The 22,922-nt window shown below is 71.4% G+C and carries 22 protein-coding genes; 9 read left to right on the plus strand and 13 right to left on the minus strand.

Features of this window, described 5'->3' with window-relative positions:
• The first annotated feature begins 36 nt into the window (after window positions 1-36).
• Window positions 37-1,026 carry a helix-turn-helix transcriptional regulator gene (locus tag DQW85_RS11270; protein WP_113700290.1) on the plus strand — a complete coding sequence of 330 codons (990 nt, stop codon included), beginning with the start codon at window positions 37-39 and terminating at the stop codon, window positions 1,024-1,026.
• Here DQW85_RS11270 and DQW85_RS11275 read toward each other — a convergent pair.
• Both DQW85_RS11275 and DQW85_RS11280 read right to left on the minus strand, forming a co-directional pair.
• The gene (locus tag DQW85_RS11275) at window positions 1,015-2,781 is read right to left on the minus strand and encodes an ABC transporter ATP-binding protein (RefSeq protein WP_113700291.1); all 1,767 of its coding nucleotides are present in this window, start codon (window positions 2,779-2,781) and stop codon (window positions 1,015-1,017) included. The two genes, DQW85_RS11270 and DQW85_RS11275, sit on opposite strands and share 12 nt — an antisense overlap.
• Before the next feature lie 2 nt (window positions 2,782-2,783).
• Entirely contained in the window at window positions 2,784-4,472 is a 1,689-nt protein-coding gene (locus tag DQW85_RS11280; protein WP_113700292.1) for an ABC transporter ATP-binding protein, read from the minus strand.
• A gap of 136 nt (window positions 4,473-4,608) precedes the next feature.
• Between DQW85_RS11280 and DQW85_RS11285 the strand changes: the two genes are divergently transcribed.
• Window positions 4,609-5,253 (plus strand): phosphotransferase, encoded by a 645-nt coding sequence (locus DQW85_RS11285; protein ID WP_113700293.1) that lies wholly within the window; start codon window positions 4,609-4,611, stop codon window positions 5,251-5,253.
• Here DQW85_RS11285 and DQW85_RS45785 read toward each other — a convergent pair.
• The 5 genes from DQW85_RS45785 to DQW85_RS11305 all read right to left on the minus strand — a co-directional run bounded on the left by DQW85_RS45785 (window position 5,241) and on the right by DQW85_RS11305 (window position 9,623).
• Window positions 5,241-5,426 (minus strand): hypothetical protein, encoded by a 186-nt coding sequence (locus DQW85_RS45785; RefSeq protein ID WP_205315035.1) that lies wholly within the window; start codon window positions 5,424-5,426, stop codon window positions 5,241-5,243. The two genes, DQW85_RS11285 and DQW85_RS45785, sit on opposite strands and share 13 nt — an antisense overlap.
• Window positions 5,427-5,892: 466 nt before the next feature.
• On the minus strand, window positions 5,893-6,186 hold the full coding sequence (locus tag DQW85_RS45790; RefSeq protein ID WP_205315036.1) for an ATP-binding protein: 294 nt from the start codon (window positions 6,184-6,186) through the stop codon (window positions 5,893-5,895).
• A 13-nt stretch (window positions 6,187-6,199) separates the two neighbouring features.
• The gene (locus DQW85_RS11295) at window positions 6,200-6,940 is read right to left on the minus strand and encodes a succinate dehydrogenase/fumarate reductase iron-sulfur subunit (RefSeq protein ID WP_113700294.1); all 741 of its coding nucleotides are present in this window, start codon (window positions 6,938-6,940) and stop codon (window positions 6,200-6,202) included.
• Window positions 6,937-8,862: a fumarate reductase/succinate dehydrogenase flavoprotein subunit gene (locus DQW85_RS11300; protein ID WP_113700295.1), complete on the minus strand. Its 1,926-nt coding sequence runs from the start codon at window positions 8,860-8,862 to the stop codon at window positions 6,937-6,939. The genes DQW85_RS11295 and DQW85_RS11300 overlap by 4 nt, the downstream gene beginning before the upstream one ends.
• Window positions 8,859-9,623, minus strand: a complete 765-nt coding sequence (locus tag DQW85_RS11305) for a succinate dehydrogenase cytochrome b subunit (protein WP_240197089.1) — start codon at window positions 9,621-9,623, stop codon at window positions 8,859-8,861. Before DQW85_RS11305 ends, DQW85_RS11300 begins: the two co-directional genes overlap by 4 nt.
• Before the next feature lie 134 nt (window positions 9,624-9,757).
• On the opposite strand from DQW85_RS11305, the gene DQW85_RS11310 reads away from it, so the two are divergent.
• The 7 genes from DQW85_RS11310 to DQW85_RS11340 all read left to right on the plus strand — a co-directional run bounded on the left by DQW85_RS11310 (window position 9,758) and on the right by DQW85_RS11340 (window position 17,109).
• A complete protein-coding gene (locus DQW85_RS11310) occupies window positions 9,758-10,687 on the plus strand; it encodes a LysR family transcriptional regulator (protein WP_113700297.1) in 930 nt (309 codons plus the stop codon).
• A 35-nt stretch (window positions 10,688-10,722) separates the two neighbouring features.
• Window positions 10,723-11,871, plus strand: coding sequence for a PP2C family protein-serine/threonine phosphatase (locus DQW85_RS11315; protein WP_240197090.1), 1,149 nt, complete (start codon window positions 10,723-10,725; stop codon window positions 11,869-11,871).
• Window positions 11,868-13,010, plus strand: coding sequence for a sensor histidine kinase (locus DQW85_RS11320; protein ID WP_240197091.1), 1,143 nt, complete (start codon window positions 11,868-11,870; stop codon window positions 13,008-13,010). Before DQW85_RS11315 ends, DQW85_RS11320 begins: the two co-directional genes overlap by 4 nt.
• Window positions 13,007-13,456, plus strand: coding sequence for a response regulator (locus DQW85_RS11325; RefSeq protein ID WP_205315037.1), 450 nt, complete (start codon window positions 13,007-13,009; stop codon window positions 13,454-13,456). The genes DQW85_RS11320 and DQW85_RS11325 overlap by 4 nt, the downstream gene beginning before the upstream one ends.
• 195 nt (window positions 13,457-13,651) lie before the next feature.
• Entirely contained in the window at window positions 13,652-14,443 is a 792-nt protein-coding gene (locus tag DQW85_RS11330; protein ID WP_113700299.1) for a hypothetical protein, read from the plus strand.
• Between the two features lie 12 nt (window positions 14,444-14,455).
• Window positions 14,456-16,357, plus strand: a complete 1,902-nt coding sequence (locus DQW85_RS11335) for a fumarate reductase/succinate dehydrogenase flavoprotein subunit (RefSeq protein ID WP_420819153.1) — start codon at window positions 14,456-14,458, stop codon at window positions 16,355-16,357.
• Window positions 16,354-17,109, plus strand: a complete 756-nt coding sequence (locus DQW85_RS11340; RefSeq protein ID WP_113700300.1) for a succinate dehydrogenase/fumarate reductase iron-sulfur subunit — start codon at window positions 16,354-16,356, stop codon at window positions 17,107-17,109. Before DQW85_RS11335 ends, DQW85_RS11340 begins: the two co-directional genes overlap by 4 nt.
• Before the next feature lie 188 nt (window positions 17,110-17,297).
• On the opposite strand, the gene DQW85_RS11345 is transcribed toward DQW85_RS11340, so the two are convergent.
• The 6 genes from DQW85_RS11345 to DQW85_RS11370 form a co-directional block, all read right to left on the minus strand.
• A complete protein-coding gene (locus DQW85_RS11345; protein WP_162794901.1) occupies window positions 17,298-18,746 on the minus strand; it encodes a hypothetical protein in 1,449 nt (482 codons plus the stop codon).
• Between the two features lie 74 nt (window positions 18,747-18,820).
• A complete protein-coding gene (locus DQW85_RS11350; protein WP_113700302.1) occupies window positions 18,821-20,554 on the minus strand; it encodes a hypothetical protein in 1,734 nt (577 codons plus the stop codon).
• A 65-nt stretch (window positions 20,555-20,619) separates the two neighbouring features.
• Window positions 20,620-21,009: a (deoxy)nucleoside triphosphate pyrophosphohydrolase gene (locus DQW85_RS11355; protein ID WP_113700303.1), complete on the minus strand. Its 390-nt coding sequence runs from the start codon at window positions 21,007-21,009 to the stop codon at window positions 20,620-20,622.
• On the minus strand, window positions 21,006-22,100 hold the full coding sequence (locus DQW85_RS11360) for a C40 family peptidase (protein WP_113700304.1): 1,095 nt from the start codon (window positions 22,098-22,100) through the stop codon (window positions 21,006-21,008). The genes DQW85_RS11355 and DQW85_RS11360 overlap by 4 nt, the downstream gene beginning before the upstream one ends.
• Window positions 22,097-22,729, minus strand: a complete 633-nt coding sequence (locus tag DQW85_RS11365) for a hypothetical protein (RefSeq protein WP_113700305.1) — start codon at window positions 22,727-22,729, stop codon at window positions 22,097-22,099. The genes DQW85_RS11360 and DQW85_RS11365 overlap by 4 nt, the downstream gene beginning before the upstream one ends.
• Before the next feature lie 2 nt (window positions 22,730-22,731).
• The coding region (locus DQW85_RS11370; protein ID WP_205315038.1) for a hypothetical protein at window positions 22,732-22,922 on the minus strand (191 nt) is incomplete at its 5' end.

The raw sequence follows: 22,922 nt of genomic DNA on the forward strand, positions 1-22,922 counted from the left end.
TCGATTCCTGTCCGCGGCGGGTGGGAGAGTCGTCCCGTGTTGGAGACCTCGGCCCGGCTGCTCCGCCTGCTGGGCCTGCTGCAGGCGCATCGCCACTGGTCGGGGACCGAGCTGGCCGAGCGGCTCGCCGTGAGCTCGCGGACCGTGCGGCGCGACGTCGACAGGCTGCGGCTGCTGGGCTACCCCATCGAGGCGACCGGCGGCGTGGGCGGTGGCTACCGGCTGGGCGTCGGCGGCTCGCTGCCGCCGCTGCTGCTGGACGACGAGGAGGCGGTCGCGGTGGCGGTCGGGCTGCGCACCGCGGCCGGCGGCGCCGTCACCGGGATCGCCGAGACGTCCGTGCGGGCGCTCGCCAAGCTGGACCAGGTACTGCCCTCGCGGCTGCGCCGGCAGGTGGCCACGCTCAACTCTGCCGTGGTCACCATGCCCGCGCTCGGCCCCACGGTCGACGCCTCGCTGCTGGCCGCCGTCGCCGCGTCGGTGCGCGATCGCGAGCGGCTGCGGTTCGACTACGTCGCGCATGACGGCTCGTCCGGCGTCCGGGACGTGGAGCCGTACCGGCTGGTCACCAGCGGCCGGCGCTGGTATCTCTTCGGCTGGGACACCGCGCGGTCGGACTGGCGGACGTTCCGGGCCGACAGGATGTCCCTGCGCGTCCCGGCCGGCCCCCGCTTCACCCCGAGGCCGCTGCCCGCCGACGACCTGGCCCACTACCTCACCGTGGCCACCACCACGAGCCCGCACCGCTACCAGGCGGTGCTCACCATGTACGGCTCGGCGCGGGAGGTGGCCGACGAGGTGCCGCCCACCCTGGGCACGGTCGAGCCCGTCGACGACGGCAGGTGCACCCTGCGCATCGGCTCCGACAGCCTCGACCAGCTCGCGGTCTGGGTGGCCGCGTTCGGCTTCGAGTTCGACGTCCGCGAGCCGCCCGAGCTGGTGGAGCACCTCCGTACGCTGACCGCCCGCCTCCAGCGGGCGGCGTGGCCGTCGCGGGACGGCCACCGGAACCGGCTACCGGGTTGACCGCGCGGACGGCGTGGGCGTGCCGTGCCAGCTGCTCCACAGCGCCGCGTACGAGCCGCCCGCGGCCACCAGCTCGTCGTGCGAGCCGAGCTCGCTGATCCGGCCGTCCTCCACCACCGCGACCCGGTCGGCGTCGTGAGCGGTGTAGAGCCGGTGCGCGATCGCGATCACCGTCCGGCCCTGAAGCACCGCCGCGAGCGAGCGCTCCAGGTGCCGGGCCGCGCGCGGGTCGATCAGCGAGGTGGCCTCGTCCAGCACGAGCGTGTGCGGGTCGGCCAGCACCAGGCGGGCCAGCGCGAGCTGCTGCGCCTGCGCGGGCGAGACCGCCGTCCCGCCGGAGCCGACGACGGTGTCGAGGCCATCGGACAGGGCCAGCACCCAGTCGAGCGAGTCGACCGCCGCGAGCGCCTCCCGCACGGCCGCGTCGTCGGCGTCCGGCCGGGCGATCAGCAGGTTGTCGCGGAGCGTGCCCTTGAACACGTGGTGCTCCTGGGTGACCAGCGCGACGTGGCCGCGCAGCTCGTCCAGGGGCAACTCCACCAGCGGGACTCCGCCCACCGACACGGCGCCGGCGCGGGGGCCGTGGATGCCGGCCAGCAGCCTGCCCAGCGTCGACTTGCCGGCCCCCGAAGGGCCGACCATGGCCAGCCGCTCCCCCGGCCGTACGGTCAGGGACACGCCGTGCAGCACGTCGCGGCCCTCCCGGTAGGCGTAGTGGACGCCGGACGCCTCCAGCAGCTCTCCCGAGGGGCGCGCCGAGGAGGGCTCCCGGTCGTCGGGCACGTTCGCCACGCCGAGCAGCCTGGCCATGGCCGCGCCGCCGACCTGCAGCTCGTCGATCCACATCAGGAACCGGTCGAGCGGCTCGATGAGCTGCTGCGCGTACAGCGTGGCCGCCGTCACCTGGGCCAGCGACACCCAGCCGGAGGAGTAGAACAGCCCGCCGACGAGCAGCGTCGCGACCATCGGGACGACGTAGCCCAGCTCCACCGCCGGGAACCAGATCGTCCGCAGCCCGAGCGTGTAGCGCTCGGCCGCGAACGAGCGGGCGATGTCGCGGTCCGTCCGCTCCTCCCGGCGCCGCTGCAGGCCGAGCGCCTCGACGGCCCGCGCGCCCTCCACGGTCTCCGCCAGGCCCTCCGTCATGTCGGCGTAGGCCGCGTTCTCGCGCAGGTAGCCGTCGCGGGCCCGCTTGAGGTACCAGTGGGTGGACACCCACAGCAGCGGCGCCGATACCAGCATCGGCAGCATGAGCAGCGGGCCGACCAGCAGCACCGCGCCCATGGTGATCGCGAACGTCACCACCGCGATCAGCGTCTCCGGCACGGCGTGCCGTACGGTCCTCGACAGCGAGTCGACGTCGCGGGACGTGCGCGTGATGAGGTCGCCCGCGCCCGCCCGCTCCACCGTGGACAGCGGCAGTGCCAGCACCCGGTCGACGAACTCCTCGCGCAGCTCGGCGAGGACCTTCTCCCCGAGCTTGGCCGAGGCGAGCACCGCGTATCGCACGAGCACGCCCTGCAGCAGCAGGAAGGCGCCGATGCCGGCCACCACCAGGGCGACGTTCGCCCCGGTGCCGTCCTCGACGTCCTGCACCAGCGTGCCGAGCTGCCAGGGAACGGTCAGCCCGGCGACCGCCGAGAGCCCGTGCAGGGCCAGGGCGGCGGCCAGCCGCCCCGGGTATTTCAGTGTCAGCCGCCGGGCGTAGGCGCGCACCTGTCGCTCGTCGGCGACCGGCAGGATCTCGCGGGCCATCGTCAGTCCTCCCCTCTGGTGACGGTCGCGGCGTAGGCGGGCGAGGCGTCGAGCAGCTCCAGGTGCGTGCCCTCGGCGATCACCCTGCCGTCCTCCACGTAGATGACATGGTCGGTGCGGTCGAGCACCAATGGGCTGGTCGTGCAGACCAGCGTGGTGCGGCCGGCCCGCGCCTTGGCCAGCCGGTCAGCGATGCGGGCCTCGCTGTGGGCGTCGACCGCGCTGGTCGGCTCGACCAGGATGAGCACCTCAGGGTCGGCGAGCAGGGCGCGGGCCAGCCGGAGCCGCTGCTGCTGGCCGCCGGAGAACTCCCGCCCGGCCTCGGCCACCCGCGCGTCCAGCCCTTCGGGCAGCGCCTCGACGACGTCCTCGGCGCACGCGGTGCGCAGCGCCTGCCGTACGTGCTCCACCGAGGCGCCCCCGCGGACGTCCAGCTCGTCGCGGAGCCCGCCCGTGAACAGCCGGGCGCCGTTGTCGGCGACCAGGATGCGCGAACGGACCTCCGCGATCGGCAGCGACGCCAGGTCGGCCCCGCCGAAGGTGACGTCGCCGTCGGTGTAGCGGCCCAGGCGGTCGGCGATGGCGATCGCGTCCTCGGGCCGGGCGGCGGCGACCGCGGTCAGCGACCCGGGCTGGAGCGTGACGCCGCTGAAGGAGTCGCGCAACACGCCGCCCGCGCTGCCGCCCACGCCGCCGGAGACCTCCGGCCGGATGGACAGGATGCGCACCACGCGGCGGGCGGCCACGTGGCCCTTGGTCAGCTTGTCGGCGGCCTCGGTCAGGGTGCGCATGGGGCCGATCAGGAAGACCGCGTAGGTGTAGAAGGCCACGAGCTGACCGGCCGAGATCTCCCCGCCCACGGCGAACGACGCGCCGACGCCGGTGACGGCCGCGACGAGGATGCCGGGCAGCAGGATCTGGGCGCCCTCCAGCATCGACTCGACCCTGGAGACGGCTACGCCGGCGTGCCGCACCCGCTGCGACTCCTCACGGTAGCGATCGGCGAACACCTGCTCGCCGCCGATGCCGCGCAGCACGCGCAGCCCGGCCACGATGTCGGCGGACCGGGTGGACAGGTCGCCGGTGAGGTCGCGCTGCGCCTTCTGCCGCCTGTGCAGCGGCCTGAGCAGCGGCCCGACGGCTAACGCCATGATCGGAACGCCCACCAGCACCATGAGGCCGAGCGGCGGCGAGGTGGAGATGAGGATCACCGTCACGGTGACGATCGCCACGATCGAGCCGGTGCCGCGCAGCAGGATGTCCATCGCGCTGCCGATGTGCGCGATGTCGGAGTTGCCGACGCTCACCACCTCGCCGGTGGACAGCCGCTTGGGCAGCGTGGCGCCGAGGCGGGCGGCCTGCCTGGCGGTCACCTGGACCGTGCGGTAGGCGGCGGCCAGCCAGTTGTAGACCGCGAGCCGGTGCCGCATGATCCCGGTGTAGGCCTGCGCCAGCCCCAGCCCCAGCAGGACGGCCGACCAGATCAGCAGGGCGCGGGTGTCCTTGGCGGTGAGGGCGTCGATGCCCTTCCCGAGCACGGCCGGCACCAGGGCCTGCACCATCCACCAGACCGTCGCGAACGCGATGCCGCCCAGCAAGGAGGGCAGCTGCATGCGCGCGTTCCACCACAGATAGCGGAACGGGCTGCGGATGTCGGGCACGCCGGGATCGGCCTGAGGAAGGGAGCGCATAGCCTGTCAAGATTGACAAACCGCGTTGGCGCCCAGCAAACCATTTTCCGGCCGCCCGCGCGTTCTCCTGGGGCGTTGCGGTCAAGGCCCCCCGGAGGGGCGCGCGGCGCGGGAGGGTGCGCGAGAATCGGTCCCTGTGAGGCACGGGTACACCAACGACACGGTCGGCGACGGCGCTCTGGTCGTCAAGTGCTACCAGGGCCCCGAGGCGGCGTTCCGGCTGCGTACGGAGAGCAGGTTCCTGCGCCGGTTGAAGGGCCGGCTCCCGGTGCCTCCCATCCACAAGATCACGAAGACGAGCGTGACCACCAGGTTCGTGCCCGGCGCGCACGGCCAGGACCTGCTCGACGAGGGCCGCGCCGCCGAGGTGCTCGCCGCCTGCGGCCGCGCGCTCGCCCTCATCCACCGGCTGGGCATCGTGCACGGCGACTACGGGCCGCAGAACATGCTGTTCGACCCGGCGACGTGCGAGCCGGTGGCCATCCTCGACTGGGAGTGGGCGCACCCGGGCCCGCCGGTGGAGGACCTGTCGTGGTGCGAGTGGACCGTGCGCACGCACCACCCGGAGCACGTGCCGCTGCTGCCGTCCTTCTTCACCGCGTACGGCGAGGCGACGCCCTCGTGGGAGCCTCCGCCGTGGGAGGAGCGGCACTCGGCCATGCTGGTACGCTGCCGCGACCTGCTGGACTTCGCGGCCCGCTGGGAGCCGGGCGGCGAGGGCGAGAAGCTCTGGCGCCGCCGCCTGGAGACCACGGCCGCCTGGACCGCTCACTCTCCCTGATACAGACGGGCCAGGTCCACGAGCTCGACATCCGCACGGCGTTCGGCGTGGCCGCCTAGGTCACCGCTGAAGCCGGACCTGGCGAACAGGAGGAGCTTGGGCGGCCCGTTCACGCGAGTGACAGGGAGCAGCTCGCGCAGATGCTCAAGCCTGCGCAGATGCGGCAGGTCCATGGGGGTGAGCGTGCCCTTGGCCTCCCCTATCGCGATGATCCGGTCGGTGGCGCTGGATGAGCAACTGATGCAGGCGCACGATCGGCTCGGCGATCCGGAAGACGCTGCGCTTGTCCCGCAACGCGTCGTCGACCTGTTCGACCAGACCGAGGCTCCTCCCTGAGCAGGAAGCCTCCCTCTCGGAACATCGCGGAGGCGGGATTCAACAGGCGCCGCTGGACCCATCGGTCGAAGTGGTCGAGGTCCGCTGGCCCTGAGCCGCCGCTCATCTCCAGATAGGCGGGGGTGCCGCCCACCAGCGAGTGAACCCGGAACGCCAGCTCCGGATCGTGGCTCACTCCCCAGAAGTCGCTCGCGTCCCGGAACCCGAAGGGCCGTACGACGAGTTCCAGGACCGCTCTGCCGCGCAGCGGTGCGCCGCCACTGAGCAGCTGAGCCATCGTGGTGAGAGCGCTGCCGCAGAGGATCACGCGCGTCCGGGTGTGCTCCTTGGCAACCCCAGAGGGGTGAAAGCCTGCTGAAGGTAGGAGGGCAGCGCCGGCGTGGCCGAACCAAGGTAGGGGAACTCGTCGATGATCACAGGTACGGCCCGCTCCTCGCCCAGGCGGAGGAGCTCGTCCAGCGCTTCCCTCCAGGAGGCGAACGCCACGGGCTGGCGCAGCCCGCGGTGGGCGGCGTAGGCGGCTCCGAGGTCGGCGAGGTTCTGTGCCTGCGTCTGCTGGGTGGCCGCGAAAAGGAAACCGTCCGTCTCTCGGGCCACCCCCGCAAGGCGGCTACTTGGCGTTGGCCTTGAGGTAGTCGCTGTTCAGCTGGGCGATCGTGTCCAGGGGGATGCCCTTGGGGCAGACGGCGGTGCACTCGCCGGTGTTCGTGCAGCCGCCGAAGCCCTCGGCGTCCATCTGGTCCACCATGGCCTTGGCGCGCGACAGGCGCTCGGGCTGGCCCTGCGGCAGCAGGCTCAGGTGGGTGATCTTGGCGGCGGTGAAGAGGGAGGCCGAGCCGTTCGGGCAGGCGGCCACGCACGCGCCGCAGCCGATGCAGGTGGCGGCGTCGAAGGCGGCGTCGGCGTCCTCCTTGCGCACCGGGACGCTGTGCGCGTCGGGGGCCGAGCCGGCCGGCACCGAGACGAAGCCGCCCGCCTGGATGATCCGGTCGAAGGCCGAGCGGTCCACCACCAGGTCCTTCACCACCGGGAACGGCGCGGCGCGCCACGGCTCGATGGTGATGACGGCGCCGTCCTCGAAGTGGCGCATGTGGAGCTGGCAGGTCGTGGTGGCGCGCTGCTCGCCGTGCGCGACGCCGTTGATGACCATGCCGCACATGCCGCAGATGCCCTCGCGGCAGTCGTGGTCGAAGGCGATCGGGTCGTCGCCCTCGAGGATCAGCCGCTCGTTGAGCACGTCCAGCATCTCGAGGAACGACATGTCGGGCGAGACGTCCTCCACCCGGTAGGTCACCATCCGGCCGGAGTCGGAGGGGCCGCTCTGCCGCCAGACCTTCAGGGTCAGGTTCACTTGTAGCTCCGCTGGGTCATCTTGACGTACTCGTACTCGAGCGGTTCCTTGTGCAGCACCGGCACGCCGGACGGCGAGTGCTCCCACGCCGACACGTGCGCGAAGTTCTCGTCGTCGCGCAGCGCCTCGCCGTCGGCGTCCTGCGACTCGGCCCGGAAGTGGCCGCCGCACGACTCGGTCCGTACGAGGGCGTCCAGGCACATCAGCTCGGCCAGGTCGAAGAAGTCGGCGACGCGCCCGGCCTTCTCCAGCACCTGGTTCAGCTCCTCGGCGGTGCCGGTGACCTTGACGTTCTCCCAGAACTCCCTGCGCAGCTCGGGGATGCGCTCCAGGGCCTTGCGCAGCGACTCCTCGGTGCGCTCCATGCCGCAGTAGTCCCACATGAGCTTGCCCAGCTCGCGGTGGAAGGAGTCGGGCGTGCGCGTGCCGTTCACCGAGAGCAGCCGGTCGATCTTGGAGCGGACCTTGAGCTCGGCCTCGGCCACGTCCTCCTCGTCCACCTCGCCGTACGGCCCGGCGGCCAGGTAGTCGCCGATGGTGGTGGGCAGCACGAAGTAGCCGTCGGCCAGGCCCTGCATGAGGGCGGAGGCGCCGAGGCGGTTGGCACCGTGGTCGGAGAAGTTGGCCTCGCCGATCACGAACAGCCCAGGGATCGTGGACTGCAGGTCGTAGTCCACCCACAGGCCGCCCATCGTGTAGTGGACCGCCGGGTAGATGCGCATCGGCACGTCGTAGGGGTTCTCGCCGGTGATGCGCTCGTACATCTCGAAGAGGTTGCCGTACTTCTTCTCGACGGCGTCCCGGCCCAGCCGGTTGATCGCGTCGCGGAAGTCGAGGTAGACGCCGAGCCCGCCGGGGCCGACGCCGCGGCCCTCGTCGCAGACGTTCTTGGCGGCCCGCGAGGCGATGTCGCGCGGCACCAGGTTGCCGAACGCCGGGTAGATGCGCTCCAGGTAGTAGTCGCGCTCGTCCTCGGGGATGTCCCCCGGCGCGCGGCCGTCGCCCTTGCGCAGCGGCACCCACACGCGGCCGTCGTTGCGCAGCGACTCCGACATCAGCGTCAGCTTCGACTGGTACTCGCCCGACACCGGGATGCACGTGGGGTGGATCTGCGTGTAGCAGGGGTTGGCGAAGTACGCGCCCCGCTCGTGCGCCCGCCAGATCGCCGTGGTGTTGCAGCCCTTGGCGTTGGTGGACAGGAAGAACACGTTGCCGTAGCCGCCGGTGGCCAGCACGACCGCGTCGGCCACGTGTCGTTCGATCTCGCCGGTCACCATGTCGCGCACGATGACGCCCCTGGCGCGCCCGCCGGAGATGATCAGGTCGAGCATCTCGTGCCGGGTGAACATCTGCACGGTCCCGGCCGCCACCTGCCGCTCCAGGGCCTGGTAGGCGCCGAGCAGCAGCTGCTGGCCCGTCTGGCCGCGGGCGTAGAAGGTGCGTGACACCTGCGCGCCGCCGAACGAGCGCGTGTCGAGCAGACCGCCGTACTCGCGGGCGAACGGCACGCCCTGGGCCACGGCCTGGTCGATGATGTTCACCGAGACCTCGGCGAGCCGGTAGACGTTCGACTCGCGGGCGCGGAAGTCGCCGCCCTTGACCGTGTCGTAGAAGAGCCGGTAGACGGAGTCGCCGTCGCCGCGGTAGTTCTTCGCGGCGTTGATGCCGCCCTGGGCGGCGATGGAGTGGGCGCGCCGCGGCGAGTCCTGGTAGCAGAACGACTTGACGTTGTAGCCGAGCTCCCCCAGCGTGGCCGCGGCCGAGCCGCCCGCCAGGCCGGTGCCCACCACGATGACGTTGAGCTTGCGCTTGTTGGCCGGGTTGACCAGCTTGGCGCTGAACTTCCGCTTCTCCCAGCGGCCCTCGACGGGCCCCTCGGGCGCCTTGGCGTCGCGGATCTCCGTACCCTCTGCGTACTTCACTTGACGGCTCCGAACGTGATCGCGAGGGGCGGGGCGAGGAACCCGATGACCAGGACGGCGGAGACCAGCGCGGCGGCCCCCTTGAGCGCCCGGTAGCGGGTGCGGTTGGCCCAGCCGAGCGTCTGGAACGCGCTCCAGATGCCGTGCCGCAGGTGCAGGCCGACCATGACGACGGCCACGACGTAGATCAGCGTCACCCACCAGCGCGACGCGTCGAACCCGGCGATCATCCGGTCGGCGGGGGCCGAGCCGGAGCCCTTGGGGTTGACCACGCCGAAGGTCAGGTCCAGCAGGTGCCAGACCAGGAACAGCAGTATCGTGACGCCGCCGAAGCGCATGATGTGCGTCGTGTAGCCGCTCGCCTGCGACTTCTTCGTCACGTACTTCACCGGCCTGGCCTTGCGGGCCCGCCGGGCGAGGGAGATCGCGGCCCACAGGTGCAGGACCACCGAGGCGGCGAGGACGACCTCCACGATCGTCAGCAGCGTCCGGTACGGGGCGAGGGGCTCCAGCAGGGTGCGCAGCGCGTGCGCGTACTCGTTGAACGAGTCACGTCCCAGGAAGATCTTGAGGTTGCCGAGCATGTGGCCGACGAGGAAGAGCACCATCACGACGCCGGTGACGGCCATGACGGCCTTCTTGCCGTTCGACGAGGCCAGGAAGCCGCCGGGCTTCCTGGACGACGGCCTCTTCGCGGGGGGAGCGGACTTCGGGGAGCTAACAGGCGCGGTCGCGGCACCGCGCTCTATCGTGGCAGTCACGTCTTCGACGCTAGGTATCCAGCGATGATCCGTCCAAGTCATGGCGGATCTGGTTTCCATAGCCTCAAGCTATGATGTCTGGATTATACGGCTTGCGCGCGAGAGACGGCCGCGGCCGGTGCGAGGAAAATCACATGCAGTTGCAGCAGCTTGCCTACTTCGTGGCCGTGGCGGAGGCCAGGCACTTCACCCAGGCGGCCGAGCGGATGCGGGTCGCCCAGCCCTCGCTCAGCAAGCAGATCAAGGCGCTGGAGACCGAGTTGGGCGCGCCGCTGTTCTCCCGCGCGCGCGGCAACGTCATGCTCACCGCGGCCGGAGAGGCGCTGCTCCCCCTCGCCCGCAGGATGCTGGCCGACGCCGACACCGCGCGGCAGGAGGTGGCGGAGCTGGCCGGGCTGCGCAAGGGCCGGGTGCGGCTCGGCGCCACGCCGTCGCTCTGCGCCGGGCTGCTGGCCGACGCGCTGGCCCGCTTCCACCGCGACTATCCGGGCATCGAGCTGCTGGTGGAGGAGGGCGGCTCGCGCGACCTGGTCAGGGCGCTGGCCCGGGGCCAGATCGACCTGTCGCTGATCATCATGCCGCTGCAGAGCGACGACCCGTCCCTGGTGACCGAGGAGATCCTGCGCGAGAACCTCGTCGTCGCGGCCCCCTCCCACCAGGCGGCGCGCCGGCCGTACCTGCGGATCGAGGAGCTGCGGGGCAGGCCGATGGTGATGTTCCGGCGCGGCTACGACCTGCGGGAGGCGACGCTGTCCGCGTGCCGCCAGGCCGGGTTCGAGCCCACGCTGGCCGTGCAGGGCGGGGAGATGGACGCGGTGCTGCGGTTCGTGGAGGCGGGGCTGGGCGTGGCCGTGGTGCCGTCGATGGTGCTCGACGGGCGGCCGGGCCTGACCGGCACGCCGCTGGCGCCGCCCGGACTGAGCCGGACGATCGCGCTCGCCCACCGCAGGGACGTGGCGCCGGCCAGGGCCGCGCGGGCGTTCCGGGCGACCCTGCTGGCCTTCGTGGTCGAGGCCGGTCAGGAGGGCACGCTTCCACAAGGGGTCGAACTCATCGCACAATGAGCAACGAGAGTCCGGACTGCTGTGAAGAGACGGGTGTGACGATAACCTTTCCCGAATCGCTGACGCTGCTGCTCATCGAGGACGACGACGGCGACGCGTTCCTCGTCGAGGAGTTGCTCAGGCAGGCCGACGCGCCCGCGGAGATCATCTGGGTGCGCAGCCTGCGCGAGACGAGGGCCAAGCTGACCACCGACATCCAGTGCGTGCTCGTCGACCTCTCTCTGCCCGACGCGACCGGACTGGAAGCGCTGGAGGCGGTCCTCGCCATGGCGCCGCACGCGGCCGTGCTGGTGCTGACCGGTCTGCGCGACGCGCACGTGGGCGTGACCGCGGTCAAGGCGGGAGCGCAGGACTATCTGGTCAAGCAGGACGTCGACGCGCGGCTGCTGGCCCGGGCCATCCGCTACGCGATGGAGCGCAAGCGGGCCGACCTGGCGCAGATCGCGCTGGTCGAGGCGGAGCTGACGGCCAAGGAGAACTCCCGGCTGGAGAACGGCCTGCTGCCCGTCGCGCTGCTGCGCACTGAGGCGATCGAGCACACCACGCGCTACCTGCCGGGCAGCCGGGGCTCGCTGCTGGCGGGCGACTTCCTGGACACCGTGCAGACCCCGGACGGCGCGATCCACATCGTGATCGGCGACGTGTGCGGGCACGGCCCCGACGAGGCGGCGCTGGGCGTGGCGCTGCGCATCGCCTGGCGCACGCTCGTGCTGGCCGGGCAGACCGACGAGCCGTTGCTGCGCACGCTCGACACGCTGCTGCGCGCCGAGCGCAAGGCCCCGGAGATCTTCACCACGCTCTGCATGGCCACGATCACGCCGGACCTGCGCCTGGCCAGGATGCGGGTGGTGGGCCACCCGCCGCCACTGCTGGTGCGCGACGGCGTGGTGGACGTGGTGGACGGCACGCCGTCCGGCCCGCCGCTCGGCATCTTCAACGACGCCAGGTGGACGGTCATCGACGTCCCGCTGGGCGAGGAGTGGGCGATCATGCTCTACACCGACGGCCTGATCGAGGCGGCCATGGGCGAGCATGAGCCGCTCGGCGTCGAGGGCCTCGTCGACCTGGTACGCGCCCACGGCACGTCCGGGGATGGCGGGATCGACCTCGACCGGCTGATCGGGCACGTGGGCACGCTGACCGACGACCTCGCCGTGGTGCTGGTCCGGAGGAGATCGCGGTGACCATCAACCCCCTGCCACCCGCCAGGCAGCCGACCGGCCTCGGCAGGCTGCCGATGGCCCGCTGGTTCGTCGTCATCGGGCTGACGGTCACGCTGGCGTTCACGGTGAGCATCGTGCTCACGGTCCTGCTGATCGAGCGGGTCCGCGGAGCCAGGCCGCGCCCGTACGTCGAGGAGCAGCTCGACCGCCTCTACGTGGCGCTGGTCGTGCTCCTGCTGATCGTGGTCGTCGCCAGCGTGGTGCTGGCGGTCATCGTCCGCTACGTCGTGCTCAAGCCCATCGCCCAGCTCACCGAGCAGGTGCGCAGGGTCGCGGCCGGCGACTACGACCACCGGCCGATCGTGGATCGGCCCGCGGAGCTGTCGGAGCTGTCGAGCCACGTCGACTCCATGCGCGGGCGCATCGTGACCGCCTGGCGCACCGCCGAGGAGCAGGCCGCCGAGCTGCGCAGGTCCAACAGCGAGCTGGAGCAGTTCGCCTACGTGGCCAGCCACGATCTGCAGGAGCCGCTCCGCAAGATCGCCAGCTTCACGCAGATGCTCGACCAGCGGTACGGCGACCAGCTCGACGACCGGGCCAAGCAGTACATCCACTACGCGGTGGACGGCGCCAAGCGCATGCAGCTGCTCATCAACGACCTGCTCGACTTCTCCCGGGTGGGGCGGGTGAGCGGCGAGCGGACGGTCACCGACTCGGGCGCGGCGCTGAACGCGGCGCTGGAGAACCTGTCGGCGGCCGTGGAGGACTCCGGGGCGGCCGTCTCCTCCGGGCCGCTGCCGAAGGTCGTCGGCAACCGGCTCCTGCTCACCCAGCTCTTCCAGAACCTGATCGAGAACGCCATCAAGTTCCGCTCGGGCGAGCCCCCGCGCGTCAGCGTCACCGCCGAGCGGGCGGGCGCGATGTGGGAGTTCAGCTGCTCGGACAACGGGATCGGGGTCGAGCCCAAGTACGCGGACCGGATCTTCCTGATCTTCCAGCGGCTGCACGCGAGGGACGTCTATCCCGGCACCGGCATCGGGCTGGCTCTCTGCCGCAAGATCGTGGAGTATCACGGGGGGCGGCTCTGGCTCGACGGCGACGCGGAGGGGCCGGGCACGACGTTCCGCTGGACCCTGCCCGCGGCTGGAGAGGACGAATGATCGACTGGCGCCCCATCGAGGTGCTCCTGGTGGAGGACGACCAGGGCGACATCCTGCTGACCCGTGAGGCGTTCGAGGTGAACAAGGTGCGCAACCGCCTCCACATCGTCAACGACGGTGAGCAGGCGATGGCGTTCCTGCGCGGCGAGGCCCCCTACGAGGACGCGCCGCGGCCCGACCTGATCCTGCTCGACCTCAACCTGCCGCGGATGGACGGCATGGAGGTGCTGCGGGAGGTGAAGGACGACGCCGAGCTGCGGACCATCCCGGTGGTGATCCTGACGACGTCCGAGGCGGAGGAGGACATCCTCCAGGGCTACCGCCTGCACGCCAATGCCTACGTGTCCAAGCCTGTGGATTTTGAGCAATTTATCCGGGTTGTCCGGCAAATTGATGATTTTTTCGTCACGGTGGTTAAGCTCCCGTACCAGGGGAACCGCCTCTGACGGGCGGACGTGACAGGAATCACAGCGGGTCATCGAAAAAGTGAGTGACCCTTCTCACAAATGCCCGCGTGGGCGTCGTAACGTATCCCCCACCAAATGCGCGCCTGAGCGGAGACGGTGGCCCGCGGCACGCGCACCGAGCGAGATATCCCGGACCCGAGCCGAGAGGGTCCGCGGGAGGTGGAGAGGTCCCCGATGACCCAGACGACGCCCGACGCATCCGCAAGAAGGCAACGTGCGCAGGTCAAGGTGCGCACGCTACGCGCCGACCGATGGTGGCTGGCCCCGCTGCTGACCTTCCTCGGGCTCAGCTCTTTCCTGGTCTACGGCGTGTGGGCGATCCTCGACGGCAGCTACTACGTGCCGTCCGCCGAGTACATCGCCCCGTTCGCGTCGCCGTGCCTGGCGACCTCGTGCCCCGAGGGGGCGAGATTCCTCGGCCTGGCGCCCTTCGGCGACTGGTACACGCTGCCGCCCGGCCTGCTGATCCTCGGGCTGCCCGGCGGGTTCCGGCTGACCTGCTACTACTACCGCAAGTCCTACTACCGGTCGTTCTGGCTCTCGCCGGCGGCCTGCGCCGTTCAGGAGCCGCACGGGAAGTACACCGGCGAGACCCGATTCCCGCTGATCATCCAGAACGTCCACCGCTACTTCTTCTACCTCGCCCTCGTGATCGGCGCGATCCTCGCCTACGACGCCGTCCTGGCGCTCGTCCACACGCCGCTCGGCCTCGGCAGCTGGATCCTGCTGCTCAACGCCGTGCTGATCTTCGGCTACACCCTGGGCTGCCACTCCTGCCGGCACATCACCGCGGGACGGCTCAACCACTTCTCACGTCACCCGCTCCGCTACCGGGCCTGGACGTTCGTCTCCAAGCTCAACGCCAAGCACCAGCCCCTCGCGTGGGCGTCGATGTACTCGGTGATGGGCGCCGACCTCTACGTCCGCCTGGTCGCCAAGGGCATCATCGCCTTCCCGTACGCGTAAGGACCGCCTCCAGTGGAAAACACCTTGAACATCGAGCGTCACGAATACGACGTCGTCGTCATCGGAGCGGGCGGCGCGGGTCTGCGAGCCGCCATCGAGGCCCGCCAGCAGGGCAAGCGCACGGCGATCGTCTGCAAGTCGCTGTTCGGCAAGGCGCACACCGTCATGGCCGAGGGCGGAGCGGCCGCCGCGATGGGCAACGTCAACTCCGAGGACAACTGGATGGTGCACTTCCGTGACACCATGCGGGGCGGCAAGTTCCTGAACAACTGGCGGATGGCCGAACTGCACGCCAAGGAGGCCCCCGACCGGGTCTGGGAGCTGGAGGCCTGGGGCGCGCTCTTCGACCGCACCAAGGACGGCAAGATCAGCCAGCGCAACTTCGGCGGGCACGAGTACCCACGCCTGGCCCACGTCGGCGACCGCACCGGCCTGGAGCTGATCCGCACGCTGCAGCAGCGCGTGGTGGCCCTGCAGCAGGAGGACCACGAGACGCACGGCGACTACGAGGCCTACATCAAGGTCTTCGCCGAGTGCACGGTCACCCGCCTGCTCAAGGACGGCGAGCGCATCTCGGGCGCGTTCGGCTACTGGCGCGAGACCGGCAACCTCATCGTCTTCGACGCCCCCGCCGTGGTGCTCGCCACCGGAGGCATCGGCAAGTCGTACGTGGTGACCTCCAACTCGTGGGAGTACACCGGCGACGGCCACGCGCTGGCACTGCTCGCCGGGGCCAATCTGATCAACATGGAGTTCATCCAGTTCCACCCCACGGGGATGGTCTGGCCGCCCTCCGTGCGGGGCATCCTCGTCACCGAGTCGGTCCGCGGCGACGGCGGCGTGCTGCGCAACTCCGACGGCGAGCGCTTCATGTTCAAGTACATCCCCGAGGTGTTCAGGGACAAGTACGCCACCACCGAGGATGAGGCCGACCGCTGGTACACCGACCAGGCCAACAACCGCCGGCCGCCGGAGCTGCTGCCGCGTGACGAGGTGGCCCGCGCGATCAACTCCGAGGTGAAGGCCGGCCGCGGCTCGCCCCAGGGCGGCGTCTTCCTGGACGTCTCCTCCCGGCTGCCCGCCGAGGAGATCAAGAGGCGGCTGCCGTCGATGCACCACCAGTTCAAGGAGCTGGCCGACGTCGACATCACGGCCGAGCCCATGCAGGTGGGCCCGACCTGCCACTACATCATGGGCGGCGTCGAGGTCGACGCCGACACCGCCGCCGCGGCCGTGCCCGGGCTCTTCGCCGCGGGCGAGGTCTCCGGCGGCATGCACGGCTCCAACCGCCTCGGCGGCAACTCGCTGTCCGACCTGCTGGTCTTCGGGCGGCGGGCCGGGGCGGGCGCCGCGGCGTACATCGACGGGCTGGCCGCCCGGCCCAAGGTGTCGCCCCAGCTCGTCGAGGAGGCGCGCGCCGAGGCCCTCGCGCCCCTCGAACGCTCCGGCGAGAACCCGTACGAGGTGCACCAGGAGCTGCAGCGCACCATGAACGAGCTCGTCGGCATCATCCGCAAGGCCGAAGAGGTCGGCGAGGCCCTGGAGGTCATCGAGAAGCTCAAGGAGCGCGTCCGCCTCGTCGGCGCGGCCGGGTCACGCATCTACAACCCCGGCTGGCACCTCGCGCTCGACCTGCGCAACATGATCCTCGTCTCCGAGTGCGTGGCCCGCGCCGCGCTGCTTCGCGAGGAGAGCCGCGGCGGGCACACCCGCGACGACTTCCCGAGCATGGAACCGGAATGGCGCCGCAAGCTCCTCATCTGCCTCACGCCCGACGGCTCGTCGATCACCGTCAAGGAGCAGGAGCAGCCCTCGATGCGGCCCGACCTGCTCGCTCTGTTCGACACCGAAGAGCTGAAGAAGTACCTCACCGACGAAGAGTTGGCCGAGTTGGACGGGATTGCGAAGTCATGAGCTACAAGGCAAAGTTCAAGGTCTGGCGCGGTGAGGGCGGCGAGGGCAGGCTCGAGGACTTCACCGTCGAGGTGAACGAGGGCGAGGTCGTCCTCGACATCATCCACCGGCTCCAGGCGACCCAGGCGCCCGATCTCGCGGTCCGCTGGAACTGCAAGGCGGGCAAGTGCGGCTCCTGCTCCATGGAGATCAACGGCAAGCCGCGGCTGGGCTGCATGACCCGGATGTCCACGTTCGAGGAGGACGAGACGATCACGGTCACCCCGATGCGGACGTTCCCCGTCATCAAGGACCTGGTCACGGACGTCTCGTTCAACTACGAGAAGGCGCGGCAGATCCCGTCCTTCACGCCGCCGGCGGACGTGCGCCCCGGCGAATACCGCATGCAGCAGGTCGACGTCGAGCGGTCCCAGGAGTTCCGCAAGTGCATCGAGTGCTTCATGTGCAACAACGTCTGTCACGTGATCCGTGACCACGAGGAGAACAAGCCCGCCTTCGCCGGGCCCCGCTTCCTCATGCGGATCGCCGAGCTCGACATGCACCCGTACGACGTGGCGGACCGCCAGGAGGCGGCCCAGGAGGAGCACGGCCTCGGCTACTGCAACATCACCAAGTGCTGCACCGAGGTCTGCCCCGAGCACATCAAGATCACCGACAACGCCCTGATCCCCATGAAGGAGCGCGTGGTCGACCGCAAGTACGACCCGCTGGTCTGGCTCGGCAACAAGATCTTCCGCCGCCCGAAGTCGTAGCCGCTCCTAAGTCGAAGCCGCTCGCGTTCCGGCCGGTGCTCGCCACCGGCCGGGACCCGCGTGGGACTGGAACGCACCAGGGCCTGCGCCGGCGGCGAGGATCCCGATCAGCCGGGTTGCGTCCGTTGTCGGTCAGGCGGCCTGTGTCAGGTAGGCGGCCTGACGAGGACCTATCTGGTCGGCGGCGGCTACTTCGAGCGGCGCCAGAAGCCGCGCTTGTCCCGCTGCCGCCCCTCCTGGCCCGGCATCGGCTGCTCCACCGTCGCCTGCTCCACCGTCGCCTGCTCCGCCCCCGACAGATCCGCGCCCGGCTGGTGCGCGGTCGGCTGGTGCGCGGTCGGCTGGTGCGCGCCTGGCTGGTGCGCGGTCGGAGGAAGGTGGTCGGGCCGGGTCGCCCGGTGCTCGGGGTCGAAGGGGTGGGCGGTCTGCTGCCAGGGCTCGGAGTCGCCGGTCTCGGCGGCCGAGGCGGAGCTCACCGGGTGATCGGGCGGGCCACCGCTGTGGGAGGCGGAGCCGTCACCGTACGGAGCGGAGCCGCCCGCCGGGATGTCGGCAGGAGGAGGCTCCGGCGGGACCAGGGGCTCGAACGGCGCCCGGTAGCCCTCCGAGCGACCTGAGGCGGCGGACCCGTGGCTGTAGGAGTCGAACTCGTCCGGGTGGAGGACCACCGCCTCGGTCGGCGGGGCCGCGCGGTCATCGGCGGCGAAGCCCTGCTGGGCGTACGCGCCGGGGTCCTGGTAGACGGCACCGTACTGGACCTCCCCGCTGGGGTAGGTATGGACGGGCACGAAGCTGATGATCGGCGCGTACGCCGTCGCGGTCGGGTAGCCGGGCGGCGGGTACGCGGACGTCGCGTAGCCGGGACCGGCCGGGTAGCCGGCGGCACCGGGATAGCCCGGCTGTCCCGGACCGCCCGGGTAGCCCGGACCTGGGTAGCCCGGACCGCCCTGCGGGCCCATGCCGATGTCGGCCCGTATCGCCTGAGGCCCCGCCTTGCGCACCGCCGCCGCGTGGGCCATCCGGCGCAGCCGTCCCTCGAAGATGAGCACCGCGAACAGCGCTAGCAGCACCAGGATCAGCGCCGGGATGCTGAGCCGCCGGGTCAGGCCCAACTGGTCGAACTCCGGCTGCGCGGCCCGCACCTCCAACTGGACCGGCTCGCTGGCCGAGGTCTCGGGCGGGGCGCTGCTGGGAACCGTCGAGGGCGTCTCGGAGCCGACGATGGGCGGAAGCGAGACGCTCGCCTCCGTGCTCGGCGACGTGCTGGCGGGCGGCACCTCCACGCTCTGCGAGGTGACCGGCTGGAGGTTCTGACTGGGAGCTGACGGCGGCGGGGTCGGCGCCGGGTCGCTGGACTTCGTCTTCTTGGGGGCCGGCGTGCTCGTCTTCGGCGGAGACTTGGTCACCGTCCGGGTGACGGTGGTCTCGGGATCGTCGGGCGTGGGCGTGGGCAGCGTGGTGGTGACCGTGACCGTGACCTCTGGGTCGCAGGCCTCGCCCGCCTCGCAGGGATCGACCGGAGGGTCGGCCGCCGCCGTGGCGCTCGCACCCTGCACGATGAACGGTGTGGCGCCGAGCCCGGTCAGGCCGAGGGCCACGACCATGGCGGCGACGGCCATCGCTCGCGTGCGTGCCACCTGTGCCCCCCGCGCGTTCCCGAAACCTTGGTCAAGGGAATCTTAGTCGCGTAAAAGGCACAGTAAAGACTGATCTACAGGAGCTTTTTCCGGATACGTGCCCGTTGCGCCCGAGAAACACCCCATAGTGCGACGAGAAGCACCGCGATGCCCCCGGCCACCCAGGGCAGTCCCCTGGCCCCTGCCAGGAAGTTCACCGTGTGCGGCTGGTCGGGGCGCGCGCCGGAGGCGGCTATCTGGCGCGGCAGCGGCGCGCCGAACTCGCCGGTTGACGACGAGGGAAACTGCGGGTTACCGGATGGGACCGACAGGGGCGCGGGCGCCTGCTGCCCGAGAGCCGAGGGAGTGGCGTTGGGAAACGTCAGCCCCTGCTGAGGCATCCCCGCCACCTGAGGCGGCCCTCCGTAAGCCTGAGGCGGCCCTCCGACGGCCTGCGGCGGCACGCCCACGGTCTGGGGTGGCACACCGACGGCCTGCGGCGGCACACCCATCGTCTGGGGTGGCACACCCATGAGCTGAGGCGAGATCCCCATGGGCCGCCGAGGGTGAACCCCCACGGCTCCCACGGTCTGGCCGTGCCCAGGCCCATGGCCCCCGGGCACCGCCGCGAAGCCACCATCCCTCTGGGTGCTCCCCTGCCCGCCGTGAGCGCCTCTCACCGAGCCCCGGCCGTCCAAGGAGGCGCTGCCCGCGTGACGGTCCGTCGTGGTGCCGCCACCGCGGCCGTACGGGCCTGGGTCCGCCCCGCGGCCGCGCGTCACGGAAGGCAGCCGCTTCGCGCGGCCCTCCATCACGAAGGTCCCGCGCGGCTCGCCTGCGTCGCGTGGACGGCTCCGATCGGGCGCCACCGGGGCGGCCATGACCTCCGGGCCCTCGACCGGCATGGCGGCGGCCCTGCTCAGCACCGTCACACCCTCGCCGTCTGCCTCACGCAGCCGGCCCACGGCCGCGAGCACGACCTCCCGTACGCCCTTGGGCACCCGGAGCCGCACGTCGACGTCACGCCACCCCCTGACGTCTCCCAGCTCGCACACCGGGGCCCTCTTGAGCGACCCCGAAGCGCGCGATCCGGCGGCCTGCGCCGCGGACAGCGCCCTGCTCACAGCCGACTGGACCGCGAGCGACTCGGGCGCGGCGGGCACTGGCCCGGCCGCGGACGACGCGGAAACGACCGAGAACGCTCCTCGCCCGGCCGCCCTCGCCGCAGTCGATGTGTCCGGCCCGACCGGCCGGCGCGCCGCCGGCGCGAGTGGTGCCGCAGCGGGCTGGACGGTGGCCAAGGGGGCGGTGGTCGGGGGGGCGGTGGTCGAAGGGGCGGTGGTCGAAGGGGCGGTCGCAGGAGCGGGTGCCGCAGCCTCAAGCGTGCCCGCCGTCAGGGCCGTGAACGTGAGCGCGGCCGACGAGACCGGGCGCGACGCCTCGGTCGCGCCCGCAGCACCGTCACCCGCCCTCGGGACAGGGTCGCAGGCCACCCACGACAGGGCGCGCGCCGGACTGGCCGCCAGGGCGAGGCGGGCGTCGCGACCGGTGCCGTCGAGCCTGACCCTGAAGCTCAGCACGTCGCCCGCCCTGACCCGCTGCGCCCGCCCGTCAGGACCGTCCGTCCGGACCACCTGCCCCCGCCGGTCAGAACCGTCCGCCCCGACCCGCTGCGCCCACCGGTCAGGCGCGTCGATCCGGTCGAGCACCGCCGTCACCTCGCCCGCCGTCACCGCGCCCTCCGCGGTCACCCTGCTCGCCGTCGCGGGCGCGGTGGGCAGCCCCACCACGACCAGCGTCCCTGCCACGACCCAGCCCCGCTTGATCACGTCGCGTTCTCCCCCGGCGGCGACAAATAACTCCCAGCTCTCGTTATGTTACACAGAGTGACACTCTAGCCCCGCAGCACGCTCTCCACGGCCTGCATGACGGGCAGGTCCGCGCCCAGCCACGGCACGTCGTAGTACTCACCGGGCCCCAGCCACCGCAGCGCCAGATGCTCCTTCGCCATGGGCTCACCGGACGCCACGGCGGCCAGCCAGACGCGCAGCACGTATCCGGGGGCCAGCTCCCAGTCGCCGCCCACTCGCTCGCCCACGGAGATCTCCACCCCGAGCTCCTCGCGGCACTCCCGGACCAGCGCGTCGTGCTCGCTCTCCCCCGGATCCACCTTGCCGCCGGGGAACTCCCAGCCGCCGGCGAGCGCGGGCGGCTCCGCGCGTTGCGCGGTGAGCACTCGTTCACCGGGTGCGACGATCACCGCGGCGACCACGACCACTGTCATAGTGCGGCATTCTGCAGCTTCTTGAGCTGCGTCTGAACGTCGGGGTGCTGCAGCGGCCGGGTGAACCCGACGATGTTGCCCCGGCTCTCGTAGCCCGTCACCTTGATGGGACCGCACAGGCGGCACCGTGCCTCGATCATCTTCCCCTTCGACACGACCATCCCGACGTGGCCTGGGTTGTTGGGCGACGTGCCGGGACCCGCGTTGAAGAACACGAGGTCTCCCGGCTGCTCGCTCCCCTGAGAGATCTTCACTCCGAACGGCCACTGCACGAACGTGGTGCGCGGGATCGACAGCCCCGCCGCCCGGTAGGCCGCGTAGATGATGCCCGAGCAGTCGAACGCGTCGGGCCCGGTGCCGCCCCACAGGTACGGCTTGCCGCGCTGCGCCAGCGCGTACGCGAGGATCCTGGCGACCACGTCGCTGGGCGCGGCCTCGACCAGCGGCTCGTCGCACGCGTCGTCACCCTCAGGCGGCACCTTGACCTCCCCCGACTTGGCGTAGCGCTTGGCGATCTGCTCTACCTGATCTACGTACCACCAGGCCCGGTTGTAGACGAACAGGGCGCGCCGCACGTTCTCCGGAGCCCCGTTGCGCTTGAGCATCCTGGCGGCGCCCAGGATGGCGTCGGCCGGGTTGTAGATGTCGCCGATGCCGTCACCGTCGCCGTCTGAGGCGTAACCGTTGAACCGCGCGGACATCTGGATCCGCGCCTTGCCGCCCCACGTGCTGATCAGGAACTGCATCGGCCCCGCCGCGCCCGCGTAGTTGGTGCCCCTCTTCACGCCCGGCAGGTCGGAGCGGCCGTGGTCGGTCTCGCGCTTGCCGACCGCGGCCAGGATGTTCCACTGGACGCCGACCTTCTCGCCGTGCTTCCTGTAGAGCTCGAGATAGTCGGCCGGGATGTCGGAGGCGGCGGTGTCCGAGGCGTCCTCCGGCTGCTCGCCGCCGCTGCAGTCGGGCGGCTCGCCGCCGTTGCCGACGAACGACGGAATCCCCGTTAAGAGCACCGGAGACACGATCACCAGCGCGAGCAGCACCGCCCCGGCCGCGCCGAGCGCCAGGGCGACGCGTGTGCGGGAAAGGTTCACCCCTCGCTGTCCCCGTCCTGGCCCTCACCGGCGGGCTGCAGGTCGAAGACCCGCCAGTCGGTGCCCATCTGGCTCACCGTGACCGCGTAGTCGGCGGCGAGCTGCCTGCCGCCGCTCTTGGCGGCGATCTGCTGCGTGCCGGTGACGATGAAGACGACGGACGTCTTCTCGACGGACCTGATCGACTTGATCCTGGCCGTGGCCGTGGAGACGACCTCGTCGGCGCGGTTGCGCTCGACCGTGCCGGGTGAGGTGAGCGTCCTGGCCAGGACGTTGCCGAGGTCGGCCGTGGCGAACGCCTTCACCCGGTCGGCGTACGCGGCCGGGTCCTCGTCGAAGCGGAACGTTCCGTACGCGGCGGTGAACCGCTCGGCGAGGTCCGCGGCGGCGGCGAGCTGCGCCTTCGTCATCGGCAGGTAGGAGTAGATGTCGAACGGCGCGCCGCTGGCGGTGGCCAGCGGCGTGCTGCGCGCGGGTGGCGCCGTGGCGCTGCTCGTCGCGGTCGGTACGGGCTCGTCACCGGCGTCCCGGCCCGAATCGGGCCACATGGTGAGGTAGACGCCGACGGCGGCGATCACCACCACGATGGCGGCGAAGGCCAGCCCCCGCTTGTCACCCGGCTGGGCCATCCTCAGTCCTTGTCCTGGCTGCTCGGCTTGAGCCAGAACGGCACCGGCGGCTCGTCACCGCCCGAACCACCGCCGCTCCGGCGGCTGGGCAGCCAGAGCGGGGGCGGCTCGGCGGAGCGGGACGGCGCGTCCGCGGCGCGGGAGGAGCCGCCGAACGGCCCGCTTCCCGACGAACCGCGGCTCGACCGGGAGC

It is taken from the genome of Nonomuraea lactucae, assembly GCF_003313395.1.
Lineage (GTDB): Bacteria > Actinomycetota > Actinomycetes > Streptosporangiales > Streptosporangiaceae > Nonomuraea > Nonomuraea lactucae.

Bases quoted from the DNA above. Each gene is read 5' to 3' on its own strand.
- DQW85_RS11275 (WP_113700291.1), bottom strand. From the start codon at position 2,781: ATGGCCCGCGAGATCCTGCCGGTCGCCGACGAGCGACAGGTGCGCGCC.
- DQW85_RS11280 (WP_113700292.1), bottom strand. From the start codon at position 4,472: ATGCGCTCCCTTCCTCAGGCCGATCCCGGCGTGCCCGACATCCGCAGC.
- DQW85_RS45785 (WP_205315035.1), bottom strand. From the start codon at position 5,426: ATGGACCTGCCGCATCTGCGCAGGCTTGAGCATCTGCGCGAGCTGCTC.
- DQW85_RS11310 (WP_113700297.1), top strand. From the start codon at position 9,758: ATGCAGTTGCAGCAGCTTGCCTACTTCGTGGCCGTGGCGGAGGCCAGG.
- DQW85_RS11325 (WP_205315037.1), top strand. From the start codon at position 13,007: ATGATCGACTGGCGCCCCATCGAGGTGCTCCTGGTGGAGGACGACCAG.
- DQW85_RS11330 (WP_113700299.1), top strand. From the start codon at position 13,652: ATGACCCAGACGACGCCCGACGCATCCGCAAGAAGGCAACGTGCGCAG.
- DQW85_RS11340 (WP_113700300.1), top strand. From the start codon at position 16,354: ATGAGCTACAAGGCAAAGTTCAAGGTCTGGCGCGGTGAGGGCGGCGAG.
- DQW85_RS11355 (WP_113700303.1), bottom strand. From the start codon at position 21,009: ATGACAGTGGTCGTGGTCGCCGCGGTGATCGTCGCACCCGGTGAACGA.
- DQW85_RS11365 (WP_113700305.1), bottom strand. From the start codon at position 22,729: ATGGCCCAGCCGGGTGACAAGCGGGGGCTGGCCTTCGCCGCCATCGTG.